The organism is Acinetobacter sp. ANC 4204 (genome assembly GCF_002135205.1).
In the GTDB taxonomy this organism is placed as follows: domain Bacteria; phylum Pseudomonadota; class Gammaproteobacteria; order Pseudomonadales; family Moraxellaceae; genus Acinetobacter.
The window spans coordinates 625,190-640,225 of record NZ_NEFZ01000001.1; the positions used below are offsets into that span (position 1 = coordinate 625,190).

Genomic DNA, 15,036 nt, shown 5'->3' on the forward strand with positions numbered 1-15,036 from the left:
GAAAAATTGCGTCAAACACATTGCCGACTGAGCGGCGCGAGAATTAAGCAATATTCTACCACATTCTTACTCGTCGGTAGCATGGCATCTAGTGCTCATCTTAGAGCAGCTGGAGAATTTTCGCTATCTAATTATGATGCAATTCAACAAAGTATGATTGCCGAATTTGCACTGGCCTACCAAGATAATGCAACGGCATTGCATAATTATACGGTCCTTGCAATTAAAAGTAATTCCACGACCATTAAACAACGCGCTTTAAATATTGCCCTTGAACAAAATGACTTACGTGCCGCACTCGACATTGCGACGCATTGGGTGGTGCAAGAACCCACTGACGTTCCTGCATTATTTTATCTATCCCACATTGCACTGAAAGCGCATGAATATGAGCTTGCTGCTGAAACATTAGACAAAATTCTCAATATTGACGCAAATGCCGATTTGGAACAAATTTTTGCAGGAATTGCCCCAGAAGAACCTGAAGATCAAGAAGTCTTAATTCAAGCCTTGCGTTCAAGTAAAGAGCGCAACAATCCCTCTATTTTAGCTCTGATTGCAGGTTTAGAAGCGCAAAATGGGCAGCTTGAACAAGCACTAATCACGATCAATAAAGCCCTAAAAAAGCGTGGTCGTGTTACAGGCTATATTCTTATGAAAGCCAATTTACTCAGTGCTCTGGGTCTAGAGGAAGAAACGCGTAATTGGTATGCAAAATCGAGTCGTAAGCATCGTGACAATGTCGAAGTTCGCTTAGCAGAAGCTAAATACTTAATTAAAGTAAATGCTTCCAATGAAGCCTTAGGCAAACTTGAAAGTCTTATTAAAAAGTGGCCTGATAATGAAGATGCCTTATTTATTGCCGGTTTAACCAGTATTGACCTAAAACAGTACGAAAAAGCAGAAAAATATTTGGTTGAACTACGGAATTCAGCCGAATATCAAAATGAAGCCTACTACTACCTTGCTGTAAATGCTGAACGAAAGCAACACTTTGAAACAGCAAAGGCCTACTATCGTTTAGTCGATGGTAGCTTGTATACGGTGTCACGTCGTAGCCTCATCAGCATTTATAGTGAACAAAATAAACTCAATGACGCACTGCGTTTTTTAACCCAAGAACGGGTCAATTATCCGCAACATGCAAGTTTTTTGTATCAAGCACAAGCCGATATATTAAAGCGTATGAATAACAAAGCTGCTGCTATGCGTCTATTGGATGAAGCGATTAAAAACATACCAGATGACCCTGAGCTGGTCTATTCTGAAGTGCTGATGCTAGATGCACATACAGACAAGGAAAAACTTGAAAAACTGCTCAATCAACTTTTAAGCATTGAGCCCAATAGCCCGACATACTTAAATGCATACGCTTACACTTTAGCATTACAAAACAGACGCTTAGATGATGCTCGAAGATTTGTTGAACACGCTTTAGAGTATGCACCTGAGCAAGCTTCCATCTTAGATACTCTAGGCTTTATTTGTTATTTACAAAATGACTTTAGCACCTCAGCCAGAGTCTTAGAAAAAGCCTACATTCTCAGTGGCAGTGTCAATATTGGAGTGCGTTATGCACGTTCTGTATATATGTTAGGTGATCTGCAAAAATTCTCTACGGTGTTACAACAACTCAAACAAAAACATCCAAATGATCCTCAATTGGATCAACTCAATACTTTATTGTTACCCCAACAACTGAAAAAGAGCTCATAGTTTTTATGCGTATTTTCTCAAATCTGAGTTTAAGCCTACTTGCTGCAAGTAGCTTGGCACTAACAGGCTGTCAACAATTTACCAAACCGCAGCTTGATCCAAACACCATACAAACCGAAACAGATCAACAATTTAGCTTACAAGGTAAAATTGGGGTACGTACACCTGAACAAACAGGTAGTGCTTTTTTTACCTGGGTACAACAGCAACAAGAGTTTGATATTGAACTGAGTGGCATTTTAGGTGTGGGTAAAACACAAATTACAGGCCGTCCGGGTGAAGTCAGCCTCAATAGTGCTAAAACTGGGTTGATTCAAGCAGAAACACCCGAAGAACTCTTAAAAATAGCCACAGGTTGGCAAGCACCGATCACCCATTTGGTCAATTGGGTTCAAGCCAAACCTGCGACAGTTCAGGCTCAAATAAAAAGAGATGCTGAAAAACGTGCAACTCAAATTGTTGAAGATGGCTGGAACGTGGAACTGAGCTATAACGAGCAAGCTAAAATGCCAAATCGGTTGATTTTAAAACAAGCACTTGAAAATGGTGCAGAAAACCGTATTACAATGGTCATTCAAAACCGTTAATTTGCTTCGTTATGATCCGTGTCCCAGCTCCATCAAAACTGAATTTGTTTTTGCACATTACAGGTCGACGTGAAAACGGCTACCACGAGTTGCAAAGTATTTTCCAACTGGTCGATTTATGTGATTGGTTAGAATTTGAGTCTCGTCCGGATCAACAGATTTATATTGAAGGCTTAAACAGTGTCGATTTGAATCAAAATTTGATTTATAAAGCGACGCAGATACTTAAACCGTATGCACAAACACCTACGGGTTTATCTATTCATCTTGAAAAAAATATTCCAATGGGTGCAGGCTTAGGTGGAGGTTCATCGGATGCTGCAACGACATTAATCGTGGTCAATCAACTGTGGCAGTGCGGACTCAATACTGAACAATTAGCAGACTTAGCCGTTCAGTTGGGTGCGGACGTTCCCATCTTTGTACATGGCTTAAATGCATGGGCTGAAGGCATCGGTGAACACTTAACATTCATAGACTTAGATCAAAAACAATACATTGTGTTAAAACCTGACTGTTTTATCAGCACTCAACTGCTTTTTTCACAAAAAACGTTGACAAGAAACACGAAGAGCTCTACATTTTGCGCCTATCAGTTAAAGCCGTCTGATTTTGGAAATAATTTTGAGCCTTTGGCAAGAAGTTTATATCCAGAAGTAGATGAAGCGATGCAATATCTCGACCAGTTCGGTGTTGCAAAACTTACAGGTACAGGTGCTTGTGTTTTTACTGAAGTAACGAATGATATAAACATTGATGATGTTCTGGCAAATGCACCATGTAAAGCTTACTTGGTCAATAGTTTGAACGAGTCACCAATGCGACATTTCAAAGTTACCTGATAGGGGTATCGCCAAGTGGTAAGGCACCGGTTTTTGATATCGGCATCCGTTGGTTCGAATCCAGCTACCCCTGCCATTTATTTCACCTGTAGATGACTGTACTAGGGGTATCGCCAAGTGGTAAGGCACCGGTTTTTGATATCGGCATCCGTTGGTTCGAATCCAGCTACCCCTGCCATTTTACAGTGATCAAATTTAGGGGTATCGCCAAGTGGTAAGGCACCGGTTTTTGATATCGGCATCCGTTGGTTCGAATCCAGCTACCCCTGCCATTTTCTAAAAAAGACAGAGCATCACTTTGCTGTTTGACTGTTAATTTACCTTGACAAAAAGACGCAAAAATATTAAAGTTCTGCCGCATTAGGGGTATCGCCAAGTGGTAAGGCACCGGTTTTTGATATCGGCATCCGTTGGTTCGAATCCAGCTACCCCTGCCATCTAATTTCCAAATTGCCAACCGCCAAGGGTGCTTCATGCCCAATCTTGTCGTTTTTAGTGGATCTGCACATCCACAATTCGCCCAAAAAGTCGTAAGCCACCTGCACATCCCTCTAGGTGCTGCATCTGTAGGTCAATTTTCTGACGGTGAAATTGCTGTCGAAATTACTGAAAATGTTCGTGGTAAAGACGTATTTATCGTACAGCCTACTTGCGCCCCAACGAATGATAACCTTATGGAAATCCTCGTCATGGCCGATGCTTTGCGTCGTGCAAGTGCTGGCCGTATTACCGCAGTGATTCCTTATTTCGGTTATGCGCGTCAAGATCGTCGTCCTCGTTCATCACGTGTTCCAATTACTGCAAAAGTTGTCGCAGATATGCTGACAACTGTAGGAATTGACCGTGTGGTAATGATCGACCTTCACGCTGACCAAATCCAAGGTTTCTTCGATATCCCTGTAGACAACATCTACGGTACACCAGCGCTTTTAGCTGACCTTCGTCAACAATCACATGATAACCTCATGGTGGTTTCTCCAGACGTTGGTGGTGTCGTTCGTGCCCGTGCTGTTGCTAAACAAATGGGCGATATTGACCTTGCTATCATCGACAAACGTCGTCAAAAGGCAAATGAATCACAAGTCATGCACTTGATTGGTGATGTTAAAGGCCGTGACTGCGTGATCGTAGATGACATGGTGGATACTGCTGGTACGTTATGTAAAGCTGCTGATGCATTGAAAACATTTGGTGCGCGCAAAGTGGTTGCTTATGCAACTCACCCTGTTTTATCAGGTAAGGCTATCGAAAACTTGAAAAATTCTGTGATTGATGAATTGGTTGTTACAGACACCATTCCTCTTTCTGAAGAAGCTCAAGCTCTTGGTAAGATTCGCCAAGTTTCAGTTGCGAGTATGGTTGCTGAAACAATTCGTCGTATTAACAACGAAGAATCTATTAGCGCAATGTTTGATTCTTATCTATAATATAGCGCTGAATTTTAAAAGCCCTGCTCTGTGCAGGGCTTTGTCTCACTAGGTCGGTCGCAGATCTAGTTTATTTAAAACTTAAATTAAGGATGTCTATCATGGCAAACTTCGTATTAAACGCTCAAGCGCGTGAAGCAGCTAACCAAGGGAAAGGTGCGAGCCGCCGCCTTCGTCATGCTGCTCAAGTTCCAGCAATCATCTACGGTGGTGCTGCTGAACCTGTAGCTGTTACTTTAGAACTTCGTGAGCTTGTTAAAGCTTTAGAAAGCAATGCTTTCTTCGAAGAAGTTGTTGAAATCAAAGTTGGCGATAAAGTTGAAAGCGTTAAAATCAAAGCGTTACAACGTCACCCAGCTAAAAACACACCTATGCACGCTGACTTCGTTCGCGCATAAGTGTTATTGGTGTAATTAGTGTCAAATATTTCACTGATTGTTGGTTTGGGCAACCCAGGTTCTGAGTATGCCCAAACCCGCCATAATGCAGGCTTTTGGTTTGTTGAACGCCTTGCAGAACAATATGGCATTACGCTAAAAAAAGACCCAAAATTCAATGGAATGAGTGGGCGTGGTAATATCGAAGGTCAAGACGTCCGTCTGTTATTACCCACAACCTTTATGAACCTTGTTGGTAAAAGTGTTGTTCCCTTCGCAAAATTCTACAATATTGCTCCAGAAGCAATACTGATTGCTCACGATGAACTCGATATGAACCCTGGTGTCATTCGCCTAAAAACAGGTGGTGGTCATGGTGGACATAATGGTTTACGTGACATAGTTCCTCATATCGGCCCAAACTTCCATCGCTTACGCATTGGAATTGGCCATCCAGGCTCAAAAGAACGTGTTTCAGGACATGTCCTGAGCAAAGCACCAAGCAATGAACAAAATTTAATGGATGACGCAATCCATCACGCATTAGCTCGCACTAAAATGCTGGTGAATGGTGAGATTCAGCCAGCCATGAATCAAATCAATGCTTACAAACCGAACTGATAAGTCAAAAATTTGTTGAACGCTACTGCTTGCCATAGTGTCATTTTAAAGGCAAAATGCGCTTGCCTGATTGCTTATCCAGCAAGTTCAGTTTGATTTAACCATAAGATAACGATCTTAGGTCCACTCAGGAGACGCTCGTCATGCTATCTCGTTTATTAAAAGCAAAAATCCACCGTTGTGTTGTTACTCAAGCTGAACTCCATTATGAAGGCTCATGTGCAATTGACGGTCTTTTATTGGATTTAGCCGGTATCCGCGAATATGAAGAAATTCACATGTGGAACGTGACAAATGGTAAGCGTTTCAGTACCTATGCAATTCGTGGTGAAGAAGGTTCTGGCATCATTTCAGTCAATGGTGGCGCAGCACATCAAGCTGATGTAGGTGACCTAATGATTATCGCGACCTTTGGTGATTTTACAGAAGCTGAAGCAAATGCACATAAACCACGCTTGGTTTATGCAAATCCAGATAACACTGTAAGTCACATGGCAAACTGTATTCCAGTACAAGTGGCTTAAACCCAATAGATTAAAAAAATCCGCTGCGTGCGGATTTTTTTATCAGCAGAATCATACCATTGTATCAAGTTGGATCAGAACGAAATCCGCTCAGCCAATCCCGTTTACTCTCACAGCCTAAATCTTGTAGCTGATTACCTTTCAATGCCGTAAGTATCGCATTGCCCTGCTCATCGACTTTAAACTCAGCATATTCTGCCTGCTGATAACAATCGGCTAAACCTTCTGCAAATAAAAAACTTCTCGATGCAGGATAAAGCTGGTTATAACGATTATTCGGGTTTTGTAAAATCAGTCGAGCTGTCCGAACATTTTTAGGCGACTCAAAATAGCTATGGATCACGCGCCTATGTGCATCGAGTTCAACATAAGTGAGCACCGAAGACTTGTTGTTAATCACTTCATCAAAATAATGACCTGAAAAAATCTGATCTTCTTGATTGATGTTGGCTTGGTTGTTACTTTCTGGGTTTGAATGCTGTGGCGCAAAATAAAGTTGATAATTTAGTGCCATATAATCACCCTGAATAATCGAACGCGGGTCTACAGGTTGCAAACGCACATATATGCTTTGACTATGGTTTATGTGCCATTCATTTTTAAAGATTAAGCCTAAAAATACTGCGATGCTAAGTAGTGCCAAAACAAGAGGAATCATTTTTTTCATACCCCAAACTCCTCTTTTTGCTTAAATATAGTCAAGCTCAATGTCAGTAAGAGCAACATCAGCCCTGACAAAAACATGCTTAAACTTTTAATCAGAAAGGTCACATCAAGGGAATAATATAAAAACCCTAAAATTACAGCGAAAGTTGCCAGTGCAAATCCATAGATCACTTTATCTTGTGTTTTTAATGCCCATGAAATGATGGCCAAACAAATAAAAATATCGAAATAGCCATAAAAAATCAGTCCTGCTGCGAAAGCAACCAAAATGAAGTGCGCAAATAAATGAAACTGCTTTTGAATATGTAAAAAGACAAAAAGTACAAACCATAAAATCGGCAGACCAAAAGCCAATATCGGAATGTGCTCAATTTTCGCTAATTCATATTTCCCAAATAAAGTATAAAAGCCCATGGAAAATAGAATAACTCCAAGTGCTGCAAGTAATACACTACGTTGATATTCAGTTGGCTGTATAAATTTTATAGCCAGAATTCCCAGATAAAAAACATAATTCCAAAGCGCTAAATAGACAAAATTCTCAACAATATTACGCCAACTGAGATGTGCATTAATATCCCAAATACACGCCACACCTGCTGCATATAAACCCAAAATTTGAACAAAAACAAAGAACCAATGTGTACGCATAAAATAGGCGAGTGCAAGCATCACCAATTGTAAAAATAGAATAGGTATAATTTGATTCATCAAATCAACGGTGTGAAAAATCACCGCAATTTGTCCTGCAACCCAGAGACAATAAGCAAATTGTCTTAAAAACAAACTTTGTTTAGCTTTCAACAAGTAAGCAGCCAAAGCTACAAAGACAATACCCATAATTAAAGAGAAATTCCCCCAAAAGGTCAGCATCAACGTAGCAAAGACGATGCCCGCAATCCAAGCTCCTACCGCAAGCGGAATAGCATTGAAACGACTATGTGGAATAAATTTAATTAAAAGATAAGTGATGAAAGCAAACCACACAAAAATAATCAGCGCGATAAAAAATAATTCAAAAATTTCATTCTGACCAAACCACTCCGTCACTGCTTTCACAATGATCAAGGTAAAGCTAATACCCAAGCCAACGGCTGAAAGTGCGCTACATAGCTGATCTTTATTTTGATAATAGTAAGCCAGTGAAATGCCCAACAAGAGAAAAGACACGATGAAATAAAGAATGTTTTTATCAGCATAGAGATACATCGCCATATGCCAAACCGAGAGAATGGCAAACCACAGCAAGAATAAATAACGGAGTTTCGAATAATATTTATTGCAGAAATAGAATTGAATCAGTGCAAATACATGAATACTGATTAAGAAAAGCTCTGGATATTGATCTCCCCAAAAGGTTTGAATAAAAAACAGAAACAATGCCAATTGGCTGGTCATACATAAAAGGAAAAACATCCCGATATTCGGACGATATAACCACGGTAAAAGCAGCACAGACCAAAGTAGAAATAATAAATAGCTGTCAGCACCCGTTTGATAAATTTGACCAATCACAGCCAAACTTAAACCAATCATCAAACCACAGATACTATGTAAACACTGCACTAGAAAATCATGTTTTGTCAGCCACAAGCTAAAAACCGCACCGAGGAATAATAACAACTGAGGAATAGCCAGTTGAATATTCTTTGGCAACATAAACCAATTGGCAGCAACCAAATACAACATACTGACCGCAATGAGTGTAAAACCAAAAACTTGAAGATGCTTGATGAAGGACTCAGCATTCCAAGGATAATCGTATTGTTGAATTTTAATCACTCCCACCCCCTCTCTTATTTTTATCTTGATCATTTCAAATCATTCAATCTGTAGAAAACGTCTTATTCATGTTTATGGTTCTTCTCAAGTATTCATTTTCAAACATTAAACTCATACTAAGTGAAATCATACACAGAGAGTGTTGGTCTTTAGCAAACCAATAACATAAACAACCCTATAGCAAAAATTGTTCTATGTATAAAACTGATCATTCTAAAACTCCCCCTGTTTTTATAAATATTTAGCACTATAATGGGCTTACATCGCTTCAGGGCGGGGTGCAATTCCCCACCGGTGGTAAGTTCAGTTGAATGACTCAGACTGAATCAGCCCACGAGCCAGCCAAGCAGAAATCATCTGTTTGGCTCGCAGATTTGGTTCAACTCCAAAGCCGACGGTATAGTCCGGATGAAAGAAGACGACGTGACCAATAGAATCTCAGGTGCAAACCTGTGAGGATTTATTGCTACGCCAATTTTTCAAAGTCCTGAAATGTTCAACCGTACTTTAATTTTACGCGAGCGTTTCAATGTCTAGTTTGATTCAACCCGAAATTTTCTTTTCAGCCCTTTCTCCAGCTGAACAACGTATCCAACAAGCTTTAGAAGATATCCGCCAAGGTAAACCTGTTTTGGTGATGGATGACTTTGACCGTGAAAACGAAGCCGACCTCATTGTGGCTGCCGAAACTCTCACCGTCGAAACAATGGCACGTATGATTCGTGATGGTTCTGGCATTGTCTGTTTATGTCTGACCGATGAATTGGCCGATCACTTAGAGCTTGTGCCTATGGTGTCAGATAACTCGAGTCAGTTTAAAACAGCATTCACTGTAACCATTGAAGCTGCAACTGGCGTGACTACTGGTGTGTCTGCACAAGACCGCACTACCACAGTCAAAGCCGCGATTAAGGATGGGGCTATTGCCAGCGACTTAAACCGCCCCGGTCATGTATTCCCACTTCGTGCACGCCAAGGCGGTGTGCTCACCCGTCGTGGTCATACCGAAGGGACAATTGATTTAGCACGTTTAGCAGGCTTGAAGCCAGCAGGTGTCTTGTGTGAACTGACCAATGCCGATGGAACTATGGCCTCAGGCATTCAAGTGTTGGCTTATGCACAAACGCATCAGTTGACCGTGATCACTATTGAAGAATTGGTGCAGTATCGCATTAAACACGGAGTCTAGTTTTTAAGCTCACAATCAAAAAGCCTCCATATTGGAGGCTTTTTGATACAGTACCATCAATATCAAGCAAAGACAGTATAAATACCATAGAGCGCAATGCTGACCAATATCGCGCCACAAACACCTAACAGCTTATTGTACAAAGCGGACTGCGAGAGTTTATTAAAACCCAAATAAACCAAAGACAAGGTGCTGAAGTCTAGAATAATCCAGAGAATGGTCAATAGTACAAGGCTGACATCGACATCGCTGGTAACCCCGATGAACTGTGGGAAAAATGAAGCAAAGAAAATAATATCTTTCGGATTGGAAATACCCACCAAGAAACCTTGCTTAAAACCTCCCTGTACCGCAGTTAACTGCACAGGTGCAGTATCAGGTTCTTGCGCAACAGCTTCTTTTAAAATTTGAAAGCCTAAATAGGCAATATATAAGCAGCCTAAAACTTTAATGGCATTTAGCCAATGCTCTGCAATATTTAAAAAGCCTTTTAAAATCAGCACTGACAAAACAATAAGGACTAAAGAGGCTAAGTTCGTCCCAAAAATGGTTTTTAAGGCTTGTTTATATCCACCTTTTAGACCTGCACTGGCAACCAGTAACATCACTGGGCCAGGTGTTGCAATCATGACCACCACAGCCATACAGTACAGCATGAGTTCAAATACATTTACCATCTAAAAATCCTTTCCCCCAGCCCACGCTCACATACTCTATTTCAGTGACATGAGTATTTTTTTTATACAAAAACAAAGAGGACTTATTCGTCCTCTTCGGTATGGATGAGATGTTGCCGAATGGCATCAGCGCGTAAAAAAGCCAAATCATAACTGGCTGTCGCAAGGGCAAGAACACGGCGTTCAAATTCTTGCCAAAGTGGTTTCACTTGCTGTGCCTGAATACCTAAACCACTCTCTTCTGTAAAACTCTTATTCTTTTCACACACTTTCAAAGCATGATAAAGCTTACGTCCTTTTGATGCATCGGGACGCAAACGAACACGTTTGGATAAAACAAAAGCTTCGACCTGCTGTACATCTGCAAATGGCAACATCGGTACTAAAATTTGATCTAGTTGTGCATCTAAGCGTTGCCAAACTGAACTATGCTGCTCCGAAGTGTAGGTATTCCACTGAATTACCTCATGATTAAAACGACGGCAGCCACGACACACAGAATCACCAAATACCGTTGAACAACGCCCTGCACATGGGGTCAAAGAGGCAATTCGACGATCTGTACTCAAAACATACTCCTGATAAGCAATCTACCAAAACAAAATAGATTTTGTCTTCGGCAACTGAATATACACGCTCACCTACAACTTGAGAAGCCATTTAAAATGTTTACTTATCTCGCATCTTGATTGAATTCCATGTAAAATATGGGCCTTAAAATTATCTATCAAAATACATTGGAGTACTCCATGAACGCTACTGTAGAACAGCTTGCACCTGTAGAACAGCAAGCGACGACTGGTTGGGTTGTTGCCGCACTTTATCAATTCAAAGAAGTTCTAGATCCTGCTGATCTGCAACAACGTCTTTTAGACTTGGTAAAAACCATCAACCTATGTGGTACTCTGATTGTTGCTGGCGAAGGTATTAACGGTACGGTTGCTGGTGATCGCGCTTCGATTAACACTATTCATCAATTCCTTCTAAATGAAGGTTTCAATGATATGGAATACAAAGAGTCTGACAGTGCAGACAAACCATTTCGTAAGATGAAAATCAAACTTAAAAAAGAAATCGTCACTTTAGGTGTGGAAGTTAAACCACGCGATTTAGTCGGTCACTACCTTGATCCGAAAGAGTGGAATGAACTGATTGCGCGCGATGATGTCATTTTGGTCGATACCCGTAATGACTATGAATACAAAGCAGGAACGTTTAAAGGTGCCATTGACCCGAAAACGGAAACCTTCCGCGAATTCCCTGATTATGTAAAACAAAACTTAGAACAGCATAAAGATAAAAAAATTGCGATGTTCTGTACAGGCGGTATCCGCTGTGAAAAATCTACATCATTACTTCTTCAAGAAGGTTTCAATGAGGTTTACCACCTTAAAGGCGGGATCTTAAAGTACTTAGAAGAAACCCCTGCTGAGGAAAGCATGTGGGAAGGTGAATGTTTCGTATTTGATGGTCGTACAGCTGTCACACATGGTGTCGAAGAAGGTCTAAACATTAAATGCCATGCTTGTGGTTGGCCACTTCTTCCAGTAGAAGCTGAAGAAACCAGTTATGAACACGGCGTATCATGCAAATACTGCATTGATAAAACCACTGAAAAACAAAAAGAAGGCTTCCGTATGCGCCAGTCACAAATTGCAGCAGCAAAACGTAAACGCCTTTGATCATTTGCTCGCTTTATCCAAATAAGCCCTCATTTGAGGGCTTATTTTTTTATATAGTTCACGTTTTTAAAATTATTTAACAATTTTGTCATGGCGTTCTGATAAATCTAATTCATACTGTACAAATAATAACCTAAAGTGGTGTACTAAAAGTCTCCACATAACAATAAAAATGACGTTCCTAAACGACGAAACATAGGATAATTGCTATGCATAAAATGATCCTTTCGCGCCATCGCGATCTAATTCGTAATGCTGCAGCCAACCGTATTGAACAATATCACCATACCAGTTTCAATCAGATTAAGGCCAAGCTTGAACAACGTACACATTTGTTTATTGTGGTTTTGGGCATGTTGATTGGTTCAAGTATCTCACTTGGGATTGGCTATCACTTAGACTCAACGATCTTCAATTATGGGCTACTCATTCTCATTCCGATTGTATTCGCTTACACTTTACGCAAAGTATATATTCACACCCTGACACATACGCGTTTTGATGAATAGCAAAACAATACATTGCAAATCTTTACCCACATGCGATAAGTCCTTAAGATAACTTATCGCATTTATTTTTCACACGTTTTATGAAACTCACCGAGTGGATCATCGCTATCATGGAACAATTGGGCTATGTCGGAATTGCCCTACTCATGTTCCTTGATAATGTCTTCCCGCCCATCCCATCCGAGATCATTATGCCCTCTGCAGGTTACTCAGCATCTCAGGGGCAGCTCATTTTAACTGGGGTCATTATTGCAGGATGTATCGGTTCATTGCTTGCAGCAGCTCTACTGTATTGGGTTGGTTATCAGTTTAAACAAGACAGCATCTTTAGATGGGTTGACCGCTATGGAAAATACTTATTTATTAAATCCAGCGATGTCAAAAAATCTTTAGACTGGTTTGAACAATATGGACACCGTATTGTGTTCTTTGGTCGGATGATTCCTGCGGTACGTTCACTGATCAGTATTCCCGCAGGGATGAGCCGTATGCCCTTTTGGAAGTTCATGTTTTATAGTGGACTCGGTACGATTATCTGGACAACATTTTTAGCAACAGTCGGTTATTACTTTGGTGAAAACCAAGCATTGATGCATCAAATTTTTAGTAAAGTCGGTTATGTGATTATTACCATTGTTGCTGTGCTTATTTCATGGATTCTATACCGCAAACATTTACGCAAAACTCGCAGTTAATTTTTTTATTTTGGGGAAATACATGAAACACTACTTACTGCACTTCGCCGCAGTATATAGCATTGCTTTAGTACTCTTAATCACAGTACTCATCTTTGGTTTAAACCTTGGTGGTTTTACCTTAATTCCAACCTTAGTAGCCTGTGCTTTGATCACTGTGGGACACTTCGTTAAAAAAGAAAAACGCGTTCCAAGTAATCATGAAAAGATTCAGCTGGTGTGGGGCTCAAGTGCTGTTGCCATTATCATTGGCAGTTTTTTTGTCCTATTCTTAGTTGTGATGAATCCCAATGCTGAAGCCATTATGAAATCTGTCGATAATGCTGGCATCGGACTCACAGCAGTAGTGATGTTGTGTATGGTCGCGATTCATGGTGCTATTTTCCATATTGCTTATGGATGGTATGCAACATTTTATGATCAAAAACATAACCATTAGGCTGAATAATGGACATAACCTATCGAAATAAAACTTGAGCATGTCCATTTTTAGACTACTTTTGTACACCCAAAACCTTTTGGCTGATTAACAATACAGGCCGTGCTAAAAGCATTACACAAATGAAAGCAGCAGGCCAAGCCATTAACCATGCATGTAACCAATGTTGGATAAAGTCGGTAATGAAGCCTAAATTTAGCCAAGTCACCCATAATGTCATCAAGAAAGACAATAGCATTGACATTAAAGCTGTATTAAGCAAGCGAAATCTGAGTGTCATATTTTTTTCCTCAATCAACGACTGAGAAATTGTGACTTAATTTCATATTTGATAGAATCGCTATAAATTAAAACATTAATTCCAAAAATGAAATGCTTGATGATCTTTCACTCTTTATTGCTATCGTTGCAGCAGGCAGCTTGAGTCAAGCCGCTAAAAATCAGTCTATTCCAACAGCAACATTAACCCGACGCCTACAACAGCTCGAAAAAACATTAGGATGTAAACTACTGCACCGCACAACACGAGGTATTCAACTTACCCATGAGGGACAAAGCTATTACGAAAGATGCCAACCCCTTATTTCTAGTTTGCAGCAAGCGACTCAAGAACTAAGCCATCATATTTTAGACCCTATTGGTCAAGTAAAATTATTAGCACCAATCAATCTCGCCAATACAATTCTTAAAGCTTTCTGGGCGAGTTTTTTACATAAATACCCAGATATCCGCTTAGAAATTTGTTTAGACAACAAAAAGGATCATCTTTTAAGTACGGGGGCAGATTTAGCTTTACGAATAGGTCAACAGCAAGATACTTCGTATATTCAAAAATATATTTGTAGTCTTCAAACGATGATTGTGGCCTCACCGCAATATCTTGCTCAAGCCCCAAATATTTATCATCCGAACGATTTAAAAAATCATAGCTGGATCATCGCGCAACCATTATCCACTATAAAATTACAACGTAATCATGAACAAATAGAGTTCAAATTAGAAAATTTTAGAGCGCAGATTACAAATGAAATGCAGATTTGTACAGAATTAGCCTTACATGGCTTAGGCTTGTACTATTTACCAGAAAATGTGTGTAAAGCGGAAATAGTGTCGGGACGTTTGATAAAAGTGTTACCTGAGTGGCAAACACCTGTTCGTGATATTTATGCAATATGGCCATCACAAAAATTACTACCAACGCGTGTTCGCGTGGTTGTGGAGGACTTGGTTGCATACATGGCTAATCTCGGATAGCACAACAAAGCGCTCGCTACCCGAGTTAAATATAAAATAAATGTTTAGC

18 protein-coding genes, 4 tRNA genes and 1 riboswitch are annotated in these 15,036 nt (G+C 40.2%); of the genes, 17 read left to right on the plus strand and 5 right to left on the minus strand.

Annotated features, from left to right (window positions below):
* Positions 1–6: 6 nt before the first annotated feature.
* The 11 genes from B9T36_RS03135 to panD all read left to right on the plus strand — a co-directional run bounded on the left by B9T36_RS03135 (position 7) and on the right by panD (position 6,094).
* Positions 7–1,716, plus strand: a complete 1,710-nt coding sequence (locus tag B9T36_RS03135; protein WP_086208256.1) for a tetratricopeptide repeat protein — start codon at positions 7–9, stop codon at positions 1,714–1,716.
* Positions 1,717–1,721: 5 nt separating this feature from the next.
* The gene (gene lolB / locus B9T36_RS03140; RefSeq protein ID WP_086208097.1) at positions 1,722–2,303 is read left to right on the plus strand and encodes a lipoprotein insertase outer membrane protein LolB; all 582 of its coding nucleotides are present in this window, start codon (positions 1,722–1,724) and stop codon (positions 2,301–2,303) included.
* A gap of 11 nt (positions 2,304–2,314) precedes the next feature.
* The gene (gene ispE / locus B9T36_RS03145) at positions 2,315–3,145 is read left to right on the plus strand and encodes a 4-(cytidine 5'-diphospho)-2-C-methyl-D-erythritol kinase (RefSeq protein ID WP_086208098.1); all 831 of its coding nucleotides are present in this window, start codon (positions 2,315–2,317) and stop codon (positions 3,143–3,145) included.
* A gap of 1 nt (position 3,146) precedes the next feature.
* Positions 3,147–3,221: transfer RNA gene (locus tag B9T36_RS03150), tRNA-Gln, on the plus strand.
* A gap of 27 nt (positions 3,222–3,248) precedes the next feature.
* Positions 3,249–3,323 (plus strand) — tRNA-Gln (locus tag B9T36_RS03155).
* Positions 3,324–3,342: 19 nt separating this feature from the next.
* Positions 3,343–3,417: transfer RNA gene (locus tag B9T36_RS03160), tRNA-Gln, on the plus strand.
* A 90-nt stretch (positions 3,418–3,507) separates the two neighbouring features.
* A tRNA-Gln gene (locus B9T36_RS03165) sits at positions 3,508–3,582 on the plus strand.
* Positions 3,583–3,618: 36 nt separating this feature from the next.
* On the plus strand, positions 3,619–4,572 hold the full coding sequence (locus tag B9T36_RS03170; RefSeq protein WP_086208099.1) for a ribose-phosphate pyrophosphokinase: 954 nt from the start codon (positions 3,619–3,621) through the stop codon (positions 4,570–4,572).
* A gap of 101 nt (positions 4,573–4,673) precedes the next feature.
* On the plus strand, positions 4,674–4,970 hold the full coding sequence (gene rplY, locus B9T36_RS03175; protein WP_058870099.1) for a 50S ribosomal protein L25: 297 nt from the start codon (positions 4,674–4,676) through the stop codon (positions 4,968–4,970).
* A gap of 18 nt (positions 4,971–4,988) precedes the next feature.
* A complete protein-coding gene (pth, locus tag B9T36_RS03180; RefSeq protein WP_004695508.1) occupies positions 4,989–5,570 on the plus strand; it encodes an aminoacyl-tRNA hydrolase in 582 nt (193 codons plus the stop codon).
* Between the two features lie 143 nt (positions 5,571–5,713).
* Positions 5,714–6,094 carry an aspartate 1-decarboxylase gene (gene panD / locus B9T36_RS03185; protein ID WP_004695506.1) on the plus strand — a complete coding sequence of 127 codons (381 nt, stop codon included), beginning with the start codon at positions 5,714–5,716 and terminating at the stop codon, positions 6,092–6,094.
* Between the two features lie 64 nt (positions 6,095–6,158).
* Here the strand turns inward: panD and B9T36_RS03190 are convergent, their stop codons facing one another.
* Entirely contained in the window at positions 6,159–6,761 is a 603-nt protein-coding gene (locus tag B9T36_RS03190; RefSeq protein ID WP_086208100.1) for a GDYXXLXY domain-containing protein, read from the minus strand.
* Complete coding sequence (locus B9T36_RS03195; protein ID WP_086208257.1) at positions 6,758–8,542, minus strand: DUF2157 domain-containing protein; 1,785 nt, start codon at positions 8,540–8,542, stop codon at positions 6,758–6,760. Before B9T36_RS03195 ends, B9T36_RS03190 begins: the two co-directional genes overlap by 4 nt.
* A gap of 261 nt (positions 8,543–8,803) precedes the next feature.
* A riboswitch (FMN riboswitch) is annotated at positions 8,804–8,966 on the plus strand.
* A gap of 105 nt (positions 8,967–9,071) precedes the next feature.
* Here B9T36_RS03195 and ribB point away from each other — a divergent pair.
* Entirely contained in the window at positions 9,072–9,731 is a 660-nt protein-coding gene (ribB, locus tag B9T36_RS03200; RefSeq protein ID WP_086208101.1) for a 3,4-dihydroxy-2-butanone-4-phosphate synthase, read from the plus strand.
* Positions 9,732–9,793: 62 nt separating this feature from the next.
* Here the strand turns inward: ribB and B9T36_RS03205 are convergent, their stop codons facing one another.
* Together B9T36_RS03205 and B9T36_RS03210 are read right to left on the minus strand one after the other, a co-directional pair.
* Complete coding sequence (locus B9T36_RS03205) at positions 9,794–10,408, minus strand: LysE family translocator (protein ID WP_086208102.1); 615 nt, start codon at positions 10,406–10,408, stop codon at positions 9,794–9,796.
* A gap of 83 nt (positions 10,409–10,491) precedes the next feature.
* Complete coding sequence (locus B9T36_RS03210) at positions 10,492–10,977, minus strand: DUF1289 domain-containing protein (RefSeq protein ID WP_086208103.1); 486 nt, start codon at positions 10,975–10,977, stop codon at positions 10,492–10,494.
* 180 nt (positions 10,978–11,157) lie between these two features.
* Here B9T36_RS03210 and B9T36_RS03215 point away from each other — a divergent pair, with 180 nt between their 5' ends.
* The 4 genes from B9T36_RS03215 to B9T36_RS03230 all read left to right on the plus strand — a co-directional run bounded on the left by B9T36_RS03215 (position 11,158) and on the right by B9T36_RS03230 (position 13,733).
* The gene (locus B9T36_RS03215) at positions 11,158–12,090 is read left to right on the plus strand and encodes a rhodanese-related sulfurtransferase (protein ID WP_086208104.1); all 933 of its coding nucleotides are present in this window, start codon (positions 11,158–11,160) and stop codon (positions 12,088–12,090) included.
* 209 nt (positions 12,091–12,299) lie between these two features.
* Positions 12,300–12,599, plus strand: coding sequence for a hypothetical protein (locus tag B9T36_RS03220; RefSeq protein ID WP_086208105.1), 300 nt, complete (start codon positions 12,300–12,302; stop codon positions 12,597–12,599).
* An 80-nt stretch (positions 12,600–12,679) separates the two neighbouring features.
* Positions 12,680–13,294 carry a DedA family protein gene (locus tag B9T36_RS03225; RefSeq protein WP_086208106.1) on the plus strand — a complete coding sequence of 205 codons (615 nt, stop codon included), beginning with the start codon at positions 12,680–12,682 and terminating at the stop codon, positions 13,292–13,294.
* Between the two features lie 22 nt (positions 13,295–13,316).
* Complete coding sequence (locus tag B9T36_RS03230) at positions 13,317–13,733, plus strand: ABZJ_00895 family protein (protein WP_086208107.1); 417 nt, start codon at positions 13,317–13,319, stop codon at positions 13,731–13,733.
* Between the two features lie 55 nt (positions 13,734–13,788).
* Here the strand turns inward: B9T36_RS03230 and B9T36_RS03235 are convergent, their stop codons facing one another.
* The gene (locus B9T36_RS03235) at positions 13,789–14,013 is read right to left on the minus strand and encodes a DUF2798 domain-containing protein (protein ID WP_086208108.1); all 225 of its coding nucleotides are present in this window, start codon (positions 14,011–14,013) and stop codon (positions 13,789–13,791) included.
* Positions 14,014–14,105: 92 nt separating this feature from the next.
* Between B9T36_RS03235 and B9T36_RS03240 the strand changes: the two genes are divergently transcribed.
* Positions 14,106–14,987, plus strand: a complete 882-nt coding sequence (locus B9T36_RS03240) for a LysR family transcriptional regulator (RefSeq protein ID WP_086208109.1) — start codon at positions 14,106–14,108, stop codon at positions 14,985–14,987.
* The last annotated feature ends 49 nt before the right edge of the window (positions 14,988–15,036 follow it).